General features: G+C 31.1%; 10 protein-coding genes and 1 other RNA gene. 1 reads left to right on the forward strand and 10 read right to left on the reverse strand.

The genetic code is table 11. The features are described 5' to 3' along the window. Positions 1-16: 16 nt before the first annotated feature. The 10 genes from KTC94_RS09145 to KTC94_RS09190 all read right to left on the reverse strand — a co-directional run bounded on the left by KTC94_RS09145 (position 17) and on the right by KTC94_RS09190 (position 11,654). Positions 17-145 (reverse strand): PTS glucose transporter subunit IIA, encoded by a 129-nt coding sequence (locus KTC94_RS09145; protein ID WP_304518632.1) that lies wholly within the window; start codon positions 143-145, stop codon positions 17-19. Beyond that, positions 142-1,560, reverse strand: a complete 1,419-nt coding sequence (locus tag KTC94_RS09150; RefSeq protein ID WP_304518633.1) for a PTS transporter subunit EIIC — start codon at positions 1,558-1,560, stop codon at positions 142-144. Before KTC94_RS09150 ends, KTC94_RS09145 begins: the two co-directional genes overlap by 4 nt. A gap of 199 nt (positions 1,561-1,759) precedes the next feature. Next, positions 1,760-2,563 carry a MurR/RpiR family transcriptional regulator gene (locus KTC94_RS09155; protein WP_220320389.1) on the reverse strand — a complete coding sequence of 268 codons (804 nt, stop codon included), beginning with the start codon at positions 2,561-2,563 and terminating at the stop codon, positions 1,760-1,762. Between the two features lie 166 nt (positions 2,564-2,729). After that, positions 2,730-3,083, reverse strand: a transfer-messenger RNA (tmRNA) gene (ssrA, locus tag KTC94_RS09160). A gap of 225 nt (positions 3,084-3,308) precedes the next feature. After that, a complete protein-coding gene (gene smpB / locus KTC94_RS09165) occupies positions 3,309-3,809 on the reverse strand; it encodes an SsrA-binding protein SmpB (RefSeq protein ID WP_216302283.1) in 501 nt (166 codons plus the stop codon). A gap of 178 nt (positions 3,810-3,987) precedes the next feature. After that, on the reverse strand, positions 3,988-6,174 hold the full coding sequence (rnr, locus tag KTC94_RS09170; RefSeq protein ID WP_220320388.1) for a ribonuclease R: 2,187 nt from the start codon (positions 6,172-6,174) through the stop codon (positions 3,988-3,990). Between the two features lie 486 nt (positions 6,175-6,660). Further along, positions 6,661-7,377 (reverse strand): pseudouridine synthase, encoded by a 717-nt coding sequence (locus tag KTC94_RS09175; protein ID WP_220320387.1) that lies wholly within the window; start codon positions 7,375-7,377, stop codon positions 6,661-6,663. A gap of 131 nt (positions 7,378-7,508) precedes the next feature. Next, a complete protein-coding gene (locus tag KTC94_RS09180; protein ID WP_220287495.1) occupies positions 7,509-9,515 on the reverse strand; it encodes a triple tyrosine motif-containing protein in 2,007 nt (668 codons plus the stop codon). A 334-nt stretch (positions 9,516-9,849) separates the two neighbouring features. Next, on the reverse strand, positions 9,850-10,287 hold the full coding sequence (locus KTC94_RS09185) for a YaiI/YqxD family protein (RefSeq protein ID WP_216302287.1): 438 nt from the start codon (positions 10,285-10,287) through the stop codon (positions 9,850-9,852). A gap of 17 nt (positions 10,288-10,304) precedes the next feature. Continuing rightward, positions 10,305-11,654, reverse strand: a complete 1,350-nt coding sequence (locus tag KTC94_RS09190; RefSeq protein WP_216302288.1) for a glucose-6-phosphate isomerase — start codon at positions 11,652-11,654, stop codon at positions 10,305-10,307. A 386-nt stretch (positions 11,655-12,040) separates the two neighbouring features. Between KTC94_RS09190 and KTC94_RS09195 the strand changes: the two genes are divergently transcribed. Then, positions 12,041-13,321, forward strand: coding sequence for a glycoside hydrolase family 18 protein (locus KTC94_RS09195; RefSeq protein ID WP_216302289.1), 1,281 nt, complete (start codon positions 12,041-12,043; stop codon positions 13,319-13,321). Positions 13,322-13,479 lie beyond the last annotated feature (158 nt).

A 13,479-nucleotide genomic window follows, 5' to 3' on the forward strand; every position in this document is an offset into this window, starting at 1 on the left:
GTAACCGATTCTTTTACTAATATAGATAGTTCGATACCTCTTCAATCTCATCCATATTAGTAAGTATCAGCATTGTAGTAAAATCATATCCAGCCGCTTTAATTTTGTTGATATTAAACTTTACTAATGGCTGACCTTTTTTCACTCTCTTTCCTTTATCTTTTCATCTACATCACTTGTTCCTACTTTATCTTCCCCCGCCTCTTCTTCAAAGCCTAAGAAATACGTAAGGGCTGCTGTGCCAAAGAATGCTAAACAAATTCCAATTATATAGTAAACAAATGTTTCTCCAATGAAGGCTGGTAAAGTTGTTAATGCGGGGAATACATAAACAATAGCTTTAGTATGCATACCGCCGATAAATCCTCCTGCAATAGCACCCCCAATAATTTGTGCAATAAATGGTTTCTTAAACTTTACTGATAGTCCATATATAATTGGCTCTGTAACACCACCAAGCAATGCCGGAACTGTTGCAGATAATGCAAATGTTTTATTTTCTTTGTTTTTACTTTTTAAAAACACTCCAAATGCTGCTCCGGCGCTTGCAAATGTAGCAGCGGCAACCATTGGACGAATGTAATCAAATCCATAAGTAGCAATATTATTAATCATAATTGGAACAACACCCCAGTGAATTCCTAACAGTACTAAGAATGTCCAACCTCCACCAACGACCACACCTGTGAGAACTCCACTCTTCACACTAAAGAAATTAACTGCATTTCCAACACCATTTGCTAAGTAAACACCCACAGGCCCAATTACAATAATAGTCAGCGGAACCATAATAAGTAATGCCGCGAAGGAAAGTGCAAAAAGCTCTATGCTCTTAGGAATAAATTTCTTTAATAGTTTTTCCAACTTAGAATAAACTAAAATCGATAATATGGCAGGAACTAAAGTACCTGAATAACTCATTAGTACAACCGGTATTCCCAAAAAGGTTGTTACATCTCCAGGCGCTTGCATAAGTCCTGTGAACTTAGGCTCCATTAGAGCTGATACAATTGCTAATGAAATAAAAGGATTACATTTGAAAACTTTTGCTGATGAATATGCTAAAAACAAAGGTAAGAAATAAAATACACTGTTTCCAGCTGCTGATAATATTTTATAGGTACTTCCTGAAGTATCGATTATTCCTAATGTAGTAGTTAAAATTACAAGAAGTGCCTTTATCATACCTGCACCTGCAAGAGCTATTACTATTGGATTTACAATAGCTGACATTATATTAAACGCACGTGTTAATGCACTTCCAGTAGGCTTTTCTTCCGTTATTGGATTTCCACCATCATGTTTAATTGGATATAAACTTACCACTGTATCGTATACATCCGTAACTGCATTTCCAATAACAACTTGGAATTGCCCATTTCCTTCTACAACTGATAAAACTCCACTTAATTTTTTAATTATATCTTTATCTGCCTTTGAATTATCTTTTAATTTGAATCTTAAACGTGTTACACAATGAGTTAGATCTGAAACATTATCAACTCCACCTATATTTTTAACAATTTGCTTTGCTAGATTTTCATAGTTCTTTTTTGCCACGATTTTTTCCCCCAATATTATTAATTTTTTTATAACTCTTGTTGTTCACTTATGATAAAGTAATCAATTTAAGTTTAGTTCTCTAATGTATTTTGATTGTAACATAAGTTTTTATGAATCAATGAAAGTTCTCAATTTGGAAACTTTAATAAAAAAAATGAATTATGAGCTATAATATATAGATCTCACAATTCATTTATTATTCCTTTTTACGTGTCAATTGGCGATATCTAAGAGTAATATAATCATTAATTAATTGAAAAATAATTGAATGGGTCTGAACATTAGTTGTATGCTTAAAATTAATACATAAATCTACTTTTCCTAATTTTTCCATTTCCTTGTTTGATGTAATTAAAACAATTTTAGCTTTTGTATTCAAAAAACTCTTTGTAATTTGAAACTCCGATAGCTGATATCTTTGCATATAGCTTCCTGAATTTGAAAAAATTATAATTAGAGTATCTTCTTTAGCATTATTTATAAACTGATCTTGTTTTACATCGTTCAAATTAGTAATTATAAACTTACCATTATAAGCTAATTTAGTCTGTAAATCTAATGTAGCAATTTCAGAAAATAACAATCCAAAACTTGCAACTTTTTTATACTTAATTAAATATTTTGCCAATTCATCAATTTTATTCATATCAATGAATTTTTTACATTCTTCAATATCTTTATGTATAATTTCTAAATAAGAATCCATTCCCTTTTCTTCAATATACTCTGCAATATTCTGATTATAGTTTAGCTTGAATCCATATTTATTTTGTTTAAAGGCTGCCGCTGTCCTAAAACTAGCATAATCTTCAAAATCTATACTACGAATAAATTTTGAAATAGTAGATTTTGAAACAATACACAACTTGGCTACTTCGCTAATAGTCATATCGTATAAGGAATGAAAATTCATAAGTAAGGTCAATACAATATGATAATCTGTTGACTTTGGAGGACTATCATTTAACATTGTCAGTAAACGATTTAATAAAACTCCCATAGAAATTCTCCTTTGTATAAAAAAATATACCATTCTTTATAAGTAGCATATTTTATTATTTAATATAGCACCATTTTATCAATATTTCACTACATTAATTTTTTTATATAATCAAATTTAAACATAAGAAAACCCTCAACTAAAATTAATTAGTCGAGGGTTTCACTGGTGGAGGCGAGGGGTGTCGAACCCCTGTCCGAAAGCCATAACACCTAGGCATCTACGAGCGTAGTCAGTACTTTAAAATTCCCGTTTCCTAACCCCTACTGACGGGGTTTAGGTTCCGGTAGCTTCATATTTTCCGTTCCTGGGTCAAAGCTTTCCCAAGCTCGGTTCACCGCTGTCGGCGCCCTATCCTAAGTCGCGGTATTCAAAGGTAAGACGTAGCAGAACTAAGCTGCTAGTGCTAAATTATCGTTTGCGTTTAAATTGTTCCAATAGTTTTTTAACGCGGGTCCATAGGTTCCCTCGGCTCGCTTCCTCGATGCAACGTACCCCCGTCGAAACCAAGTACGCCCCCTAATATGTCAAAAGATTAAACTAAAATCTTTTGTACTACAATAATATATAACTATTATTGCATGTAATTACGCAAATTTAAATTATTAAATTTTTATGACCCATAAATTAATTAGATATCAACTGCTAATCTAATTTCTTGTTACTTACTATAAACCTAATGATACACTATATTATATCCTTTATCAAGTGCTAATATCATGGAATGTATGTGCATTATTGCTAGTTATCTCATTCTCTCTTTTATCTGCCTATCCATGTCTCTCTTAGCATCTTTTTCTAGCATCGCATCTCTCTTATCATAGTCTTTCTTACCGCGAACAATACCAAGATTAACTTTTACCTTAGTATCCTTAAGATATAGGGATAATGGAACTAGTGTAAAACCCTTTTGAGCCGTAAATGATGCTAGTTTATTTATTTGCTCTTTATGAAGCAATAATTTTCTTACTCTTAAAGGATCAGTGTTAAATTGATTCCCATTTTCGTAATGACTAACATGCATATTTTTTATAAATACTTCACCATTTATAACATCTGCATAAGCATCTTTTAAGTTCGCTTTTCCAGATCTAATAGACTTTACTTCTGTACCAACAAGCGCTATACCAGCTTCCATTGCTTCTTCTATAAAATAATCATGTCTTGCTTTCCTGTTTTCTGCTAGTGTTTTGTTTTCCGATTTCTTTGCCACAATTTCACCTGCTTTATTCTTATTAATATACATAAGAACACATTATATATATTATGTATAATACATATTATTATACTATACTATGTATTCTTTTTCAAGAAATGCATGGATTATTTTTACAATATATCTTTTAAATATAATACACAGAAGAAGCTATTAACCTCTTCTGTGTATTTTAAAATTATTCTATATTATAGTCTTCTTTTTTTGACTACTCTTCCTTTATAAGCTCATTTAAATCACTAACAGAGTATTCAACTTCTTGGTCTTCTTCTTTCTCTTCATCAGCTTCAATTATATCAAAATAAACTTCATGTGAAGTTAAATCAACTTTACTAACTACAATTCTTACTTCTTCTCCTAGTTTATACATTTTATTAGTTCGCTCACCAATAAGGGTTAAATGTCTTTCATCGAAGACATAATAATCATCATCCAAGCTAGTCATATGAACTAACCCTTCTACAGTATTAGGAAGTTCAACAAACAATCCGAAATTAGTTACTGAGGATATAATACCATCATATTCTTGACCAATTCGCTCACTCATATACTCAGCTTTCTTTAAGTCATCTACTTCTCTCTCAGCTTCCATAGCTACTCTTTCCATATCTGATGATTGTTTTGACGCTATCTCTACTTCTCTACCTAATCTATCTGTTCTCGCTTGACTTAATCCTCCATTTATAACTTCTTTAATTATCCTATGGATCATTAAGTCAGGATATCTTCTAATTGGTGATGTAAAATGACAATAATACTTGGCTGCTAACCCAAAATGCCCAACACATTCTGGAGAATATTTTGCTTTCATCATAGAACGTAATAATAAAGTGCTTAGTACCATCTCTTCTTTTTGGCCTTTTACTTTTCCTATTACTTCCTGAAGCATTCTAGGATGTATATCCTTTCCCCACTTCATAGAATATCCTAAATTATGAGCAAATTCACTAAATCGCATTAATTTTTCCTCATCTGGATCCTCATGAATTCTATATACAAATGGAACATTTAGCCAGAACATATGCTCAGCTACAGTTTCATTAGCCGTTAACATAAATTCCTCAACTAATCTATTTGCAATAGCTCTCTCATAAGGTACAATGTCTACAGGTTTTCCTAATTCATTTAATATTATTTTACACTCAGCGAAATCAAAATCTATAGCGCCCCTATTCATTCTCTTCTTATTAAGAATTCCACATAACTCTTCCATATGTTTAAAATCTTCATATAAATAATCATATTTTTTAATAGTTTCGGCGTCTTTATCCCTTAGTATTTTAGTAACATCTGTATAAGTCATTCTCTCATTAGTTTTTATAACACTTTCCATTATTTCATGATCTACACATTTACCCTCTTTATCCATTTCCATAATACAACTAAGAGCTAGTCTATCTACTTTAGGATTTAAACTGCAAACCCCATTAGATAATTTTTTAGGAAGCATTGGTATAACCCTATCAATTAAGTATACTGAAGTTGCTCTTTTAAAAGCCTCTTTGTCCAAAGGATTTTTATCTTTTACATAGTGAGAAACATCTGCTATATGAACTCCTAAACGATAGTTTCCATTATCTAAAATTTCAATAGACACAGCATCATCTAAATCTTTAGCATCCTCGCCATCTATGGTTACCATACGTAAATCCCTTAAATCTGTTCTGCGCGTATATTCTTCTTGTGGAATCACTTCGGCTATATTATCGGCATATGCTTCAACATTTTGTGGGAACTCCTCTGGTAGCTTATGTTTTTTAATTATAGTTAATATATCGATGCCCGCGTCACCTTTGCTTCCGAGAATTTCTATAATTCTCCCCTCGGGATTTCTTTTTTGTCCTGGCCACTGAGTTATTTCAGCTATTACTATTTGCCCTGTTTTTGCACCATTTCTTTCTGATTTAGGAACAAATATATCCTGAGCAATCCTCTTGTCATCAGCTACTACAAACCCAAAATTACTACTGTCCTCATAAGTTCCTATTATTGTTTTATTAGACCTTTCTATTACTCTTACAATTTCACCTTCACATTTTTTCCCGCTATTTTCTTCCTTTAAAACTTTTGCAAGAACTTTATCACCATTCATTGCTCCATTTAAATTATCCGCAGGAATAAATACATCTGGTCTTTCTACTTCTGCTATTACGAATCCAAAGCCTCTTTGATGACCTTGGAATTTACCAATTACAAGACCCATCTTCTCTGGAATACCATAATATTCGGCATGTGTTCTAACCACATCCCCATTTGTTTCCATTTCAGCTAATAAATTAGAAAACCCTTTCATATCCTTTTTTTTAATATCGAATACTCTAGAAAGTTCTGCTATATTCATAGGCTTATATGCCTGCTCTGTCATAAAATTTATTAAATTTTCTTTTATCTCCATAAGATTTCCTCCTATCTAATTTTCATATTGATATATTTTTCAAATTTTAAAAAATATTTAGTATTGCTTTAGTTTCTCACTAAATGTTGTGTTAAATTATTCATGTGTTTCTATATTTACTCGCTTTTATTATAATCCAAAAAATACATCTAGTATATACTATGTGCTTATATACTTCCCTATTATCAAATAAAAAATGCTCACATTAAATAATGCTATTTAATGTGAGCATTTTATCGAAATATGTTATATCAAGAATTCTTCACAAAAATCGACTTTTTTATACAAAATAAAACAGCCCTTGGGGTTGGGCTGCTTTAAACAAATAAAAAGGGGGCTATTTATTTCTCTATTTAACTTTACTACTTAATTATATTAAATTTAACTAATGTTTGCAAGCGTTTTTTACAAATTTAATTCTAATAATATTTTAAAATAAAGACATTTCACTTATTTTTTTCATAAAAAATAATATTATTAACTAAATTAAATCTGTTTTAATAAATCCAACTCTTCTTCCGACAATTCTCGATATTGTCCTTCAGATAAATTTTCATCTAATTTTAATGGTCCAAAACTAATTCTTCTTAAAAATGCAACATTTTTATCAACACTTTCGAACATTCTTTTTACCTGATGAAATTTGCCTTCTTGAATAGTAATCATTACCTCAGATCCATTTTCATCTGCATTTAATACTTTTAATATGGCCGGCATGCATTTATAACCATCATCTAATACAACACCTTTCTTAAAGGTGTCTATATCCTTTTGATCTACAAATTTATTAATCTCGGCATAATACGCCTTATCTACATGATTCTTAGGTGCTATCAATTTATGATTTAATTCACCATCATTAGTGATTAGCAATAACCCTACTGTGTCTTTATCCAATCTTCCTATAGGAAATGGATTAAAAGCATGGTATTCTTGATCTATTAAATCAATAACAGTTTCATCATACTTATCTACTGTAGCAGAAACTACCCCAGCTGGCTTATTCATGACTATATATATGTATTTTCTATATGTTATTTCTTCACCAGCTACCTTTATTACAGCCTTATCCGGATCAATTTTCATTGTATTATCAGAAACTATTACTCCATCGACCTCTATTTTCCCTTTTTTTAACAACGCCTTCACTTCTTTTCTTGTTCCATGGCCTAAATTTGATAATATTTTGTCTATTCTTTCCATATCTATTCATCTCCTTAACTATTTCTAAAACTTCAGGTAAATTATCACCTACGGTACTATTCATCTTCTTCGAAGCTTAACATTAAATCTTTTACTCATAAAAAAAACAGCCTTTAAAAGCTGTTTTAAAGTTATTCTTTTACTTCAATCTCCATTATATCATAATCTTCATATGAAATACTCTTATAAGAACTTTTTGATAATACTAGTATTCTGTAAATCCCTTTAGTAAAAGGCATAAAGATGTAATCATTTTTCCTGCTAAATTTTTGTACCAAACTCCAGTCTCCTTTTTCCATGAGATAGACCTCATATTCAACATTCTTGCCACCCTTACTTTGTGCTACAAATGTTATTGTTTCATTAGCCATAAAATTTGCCTTATCACATAGAATCTTTGTATCTCTTACAGGTAGCGTCTCATGTATTTCTATTCTTATTTCCTTCTTACTATCATATGCATTTGTGCTCAATTTATTCTTTGCTAGAAGTTCTATTAAATAGTTTCCACTACATTTAGGTTTAATCTCATAATTTTTATGTTCCACAAAATTTGTTTGTTCTACTAAATGACCATCTATTTTCAAAACGTAATTCACAAGAGTATTTTTTGTATTTTCAGATATAACTTGGAGAGAAATAGTATCTCCAACCATAAAGTATTCTCTTGTTGGCATTAATACATAGTCTATTTTAGCTGGAATGCATTCTAAAGCTTGAATACATAGAACTTCGTGACAATCAAATTTCCTTTTGGAATATTTATCTTTAACTCTTACCTCCAGTTTGAACTTTCCACTCTCCTCTGGCGTAAACTCTAGAAAATCACGTGTTCCAAATTGTATTTTTTCTATCTCTTTATCATCTTTAGAAATTATAAAACTATATCTTAAAGAATTTCCTCCTGTTGCTTTGACTTTTACATGAACTATTTGGCCTATTAGTACTGTCTCTTTATTATCCAAAATTATATCATCAATAACCACATTTTCATTACCTATATCGTCAATTAGAAAATCTAAAGAACCTTTCTTCTCATATTCTCCTTTAAAAGATGCATCCTTCACCCATAAGTAAGCTTTATATTCTCCCGCTTCTTTTGGTATCCAAAAAAAATTATTTTCTCTAATGTAACCAGAATCCTCTATGCATTTTCCATCAATTTTGAATTTATATAATAACTCTTTCCCACCTCTAGCAATACACTTAAAAATTATAGGAGTGCCACATACTTGCGGTGAGCTTAAATCACTAGTGAAACTATGTATGTTTATTTCTTCATAAGGTTTAACGCTATAATGAATCAATGCTCTATCATCAAATTCATGAATTGAATACATATCCTTTGCCATACATAGTAGCTTATAATCACCCTTGTTTTCTTCAACATAACTAACTAATTTCTTAGTTGAATAATCTTGTATGCATTTGGTATTCCCCTTAGGATTAATTTTTACAAATTTGTACAAAACCATTCTGTTATCCCCATAGTTTGCCTCCACCTCAAAAACTAGTTCCGCACCTTCTACCATACCATCCGTCAAACATTTAAAACTTACAATTTCTACTGATTGTATGGCTTGTACATTAAATCGTATTTTCATAGAGTCATCAAATGTATTTTTTGAATCTAAATTCCTGCATTCTACCAAAAACTCTTGCTCTCCACAATATTTTGAAGTCCAAGTCAGTATATTTTCTGATGAATAGTCTTTTATAAGTAGCCAATTCCCCCTTTCATGTACCCAATATCTATACATAATAGGAATCTTTGTGGCATCTACTGTTAAGGTGACTTTTTCACCTGCCATTATTTCTATTTTATCTATGTATATATCATTTATTAACTTTTCGTAAGCCTCGCCTACCAGGTAATCTGTTTTTGACATATAATCAAAGGGCTTCTTACTTTCTTTTCTTTTAGCTTGTACCATTATGGAGTACTTACCATCTGCCTGTGGCTTCCATATAGCATCCCTGGCTCCACTTAATTTCTTCAAAGTAGTCCATGTTCCATCAATCCCTACAAGAAATTTATAGTTCAAATTATCCTCTAATATATTTTCAACACTTATTCCGATTTCTTTATATTTTTCTTCAGGGTTTTCTAAGCTAAACGATATATTCATTTCATTCATTTAAATTCACCTACCTTTATAAATAAGCTATACAATACAAAAATATTATTAAAAAACCAATCTCTATACTGAATATATTATACTATAATTCCATTATTTGTAACAGTGTATATTCCATATTTTTTCTTTTATATATAGACATAAACTTTCAATGTTTTATTATAAAATAATAAAATTTAAAATTTCATAGCTATTTATGTATTAAATTCGTCATTATAATTTGAACGTTACACCCAAAAATTCATCTCATGACTGAATTCGCGATTATTCTTTTCAAAAATATAAAAATAGCTAGTAATTTTTATTACTAACTATTTCGTATATTCTAAGTGCATTATTGCGTTTTTAGAATCAATTTAATTAAATTGTTATAAAGCTTTTCATCATCTTCATTTGTTCGTTTTTTAGGACCAAAGGTTTTACCTCCGCTCCGTCTTAGTTTGCCGGATAAATGCCTCTCAAATAATAATTTATCAATATTATCATCATCATATATATGTCCTTTAGGGCCTATTGCATATGCACCTTTAGCTAAAACCATAGCAGCAACCCCAAAATCTTGAGTGATTACTATGTCATTAGATTTCGCCTCATTAGCTACTTTCATATCAACACTTTGAAATCCACTATCAACATACCTTATCGAGGCATAATCGCTACTCAAAATATGATTAATATCACAATACATAATAAGCTCTATAGAGTTTTCCTTAGCTGCCTTTTCTATTAGCTGTTTACCAGGGCAACCATCTGCATCTACAATAATTCTCATATGATTTTTCTCATTTTTTAAAGCCTTTTTTCGAGTGCTGCTTTGGTTTCTTCATATCCTGATTTTCCAAGAAGAGCAAACATATTTTTCTTATATGCTTCAACTCCTGGTTGATCAAAAGGATTCACACCTAATAAATATCCGCTTATTGCTAAAGCCTTTTCAAAGAAATAAACCATATGTCCAAAATTATACGCTGTTAATGCTGGCACATTTAAAATAATGTTAGGTACACCCCCATCATTATGAGCAAGTACTGTTCCTTGGAAAGCTTTTCTATTAACAAAATCCATAGTTTTACCTGCTAAAAAGTTCAATCCATCTAGATCTTCACTTTCCTTTTCTACTACAACTTCTTTCCTTGGCTTTTCTACATTAATAACTGTTTCAAATATATTTCTTACACCCTCTTGAATATACTGTCCCATAGAATGCAAATCTGTAGAGAAATTAACTGATGCTGGGAATATTCCCTTTTGGTCTTTTCCTTCACTTTCCCCACAAAGTTGTTTCCACCACTCACCAAAATATTGAAGTGATGGCTCATAGTTAACTAAAATTTCTGTAACCTTGCCTTTTCTATATAGTGCATTTCTAGCTGCTGCATATTTATAACAATCGTTATTGTTTAAATCCTCTACACTGTATGCTTCTCTTGCATCCGCTGCACCCTTCATCATTTCATCAATGTCAATGCCCGCTACTGCTATTGGAAGTAAACCTACAGCTGTTAACACTGAGAATCTTCCTCCTATATCATCCGGAATCACAAAAGTTTCATAGCCTTCTGCATCTGCTGATTTTTTTAGAGCTCCTTTAGAAATATCTGTAGTAGCAAAAATTCTTTCTTTAGCTCCTTCTTTTCCGTACTTCTTTTCTAATAATCCTTTTAATATTCTAAAAGCAATAGCTGGTTCTGTAGTAGTTCCTGATTTTGATATTACATTTATAGAAATATCTTTTCCTTCTACAGCATCAATTAAATCTGCCATATATGTAGAACTTATATTATTACCTGCAAAGAATATTGCTGGCGCCTTTCTCTTATCGCTTGAAAGACTGTTATAAAAACTATGACTCAACGTTTCTATAGCCGCTCTAGCTCCTAGGTAAGAACCACCTATTCCAATTACTATTAAGACTTCAGAATTATTTTTTATCTTTTCTGCTGCCTGTTTAATTCTTTTAAATTCTGATTTATCATAATTTAAAGGAAGGTCCATCCATCCTAAAAATTCATTCCCCGCACCTGTTTTATCTGCAAGCATTTTGTGTGCAGCAGATACCATTGGCTGTAAATAAGAAACTTCATGTTCACCTAAATATGGAATTGTTTTGCTTAAATCTAATGATAAAATTTTTGCCATTAATATTCCTCCTTGCTTATATCTTGAAGCAAAACAATCATTGATTATTTTGCTCATCGCATTGCATTGCCTCGCTAAAACAATATACTATAATTTTAGTTTATTCATTTAAATAAATCAAGTTTTTTAATAAAATTTTGTATTTATAACAAATTTTGTTATTTTTATTTATTAAAACTTTAAAAATTAAACTTAAATATAAAAGTCCCTAAAATTGGAGTCGCCTATACATGATAGCTATAGTATTATCTGTGAATGCTTCATTTATTCTAGTGACTTTTCCAAATAATTGACCGTGACTTTATTCACCATAAAAATATAGTATGTACTCCCTTGTATTGTATAGCATATATTAAATTATATTACTATAAGAGGTGTGATTTTTTTTGATTATTCATGTTGTAAAAAGTGGTGAAACCTTATATATAATTTCTAAATTATATGGAGTTCCATCTAATAAAATTGCTTCTGATAATGAACTTGCAAACCCAGATGAACTTGTGGTAGGCCAAACGCTTGTAATACTTCAAGTCACAAGAAAACACAAAATTCTTCCTGGTCAATCACTTTACATGATAGCTAGAATGTATGGTGTAACTATTTCAGATTTATATGCTGCAAATCCTAACCTTAAAAATTCTATACTAATTTATCCTAGTGAAATTATTATTATACCACCATCAACGCAAAAATTAGGCTCACTTGAAGTTAATGGCTATGCACTTCCTACTACGGATATGGATGTTCTCGCAAAGACTCTTCCAAGTCTCACATACCTTAGTATATTCAGTTATCAGGTGCTACCTAATGGAACTCTAAAAGGAATAAATGATGTCCCCTTAATAGTTGCTGCTAGAAAAGCTAAAGTAGCTCCTATGATGGTAATTACGAATTTAGAAGAGGGTGGTGGTTTTGATAGTGACCTAGCCCATATTATACTTACAGATGAAAATATACAAAACACTTTATTAGATAACATAGTCAGCATCTTGGAAAATAAAAATTATTACGGTTTAGCTATAGATCTAGAATATATTTTCCCAAAAGATAAACAAAGCTATAATGATTTTTTACGCAAAACAGTAATCAAACTAAAGGCTTTAGGCTATATTGTTACTACAGCTTTAGCCCCTAAGCCAAATGGTGATATAAAAGGATTACTTTATGAAGCGCATGATTACCCATTTCACGGTGCCATAGCTTCCCATGTTATACTGATGACTTATGAGTGGGGTTATACTGCAGGTCCACCAATGGCGGTGGCTCCAATTAATGAAGTAAAAAAAATTCTTGATTATGCTGTAACCGTAATTCCAAGTAAAAACATCTTTATGGGCATACCTAATTATGGGTACGTTTGGACTTTACCTTATGTAAAAGGAACTAAAGCAACTGTACTCGGTAATGTAGAAGCAGTTGATCTTGCGAGAAAAGTATTTGCATCTATTCAATATGACTATACCGCTCAAGCACCGTTTTTTAACTATTACGATTCTAATGGCAAAAGACATGTAGTTTGGTTTGAAGATGCTAGGAGTATGAACGTCAAACTTAGGACTGCTAATGCATATAATTTAGGCGGGGTTAGTTATTGGACTATTGGGAAATACTTCCCTCAAGCCTTTCTAGTTCAAAATTCATTATTCGATGTAAAAAAGGTAATTTAGTTAAGCGATTGTTATTTCAAATAAGAATTAAGAGTTTTTCTTTGATTATGCTATAACCAAAAGGATATGTTGCTAAGATGCTTTCTGCGCAACATATCCTTTTTGTTTACTTAAGAGTGCATTTTTTGTATTTTATTGTATTATAGTAAATATTGAAT

Origin of the sequence: Clostridium sp. CM028, from assembly GCF_030585565.1 — a bacterium.
Lineage (GTDB): Bacteria > Bacillota > Clostridia > Clostridiales > Clostridiaceae > Clostridium_AD > Clostridium_AD estertheticum_B.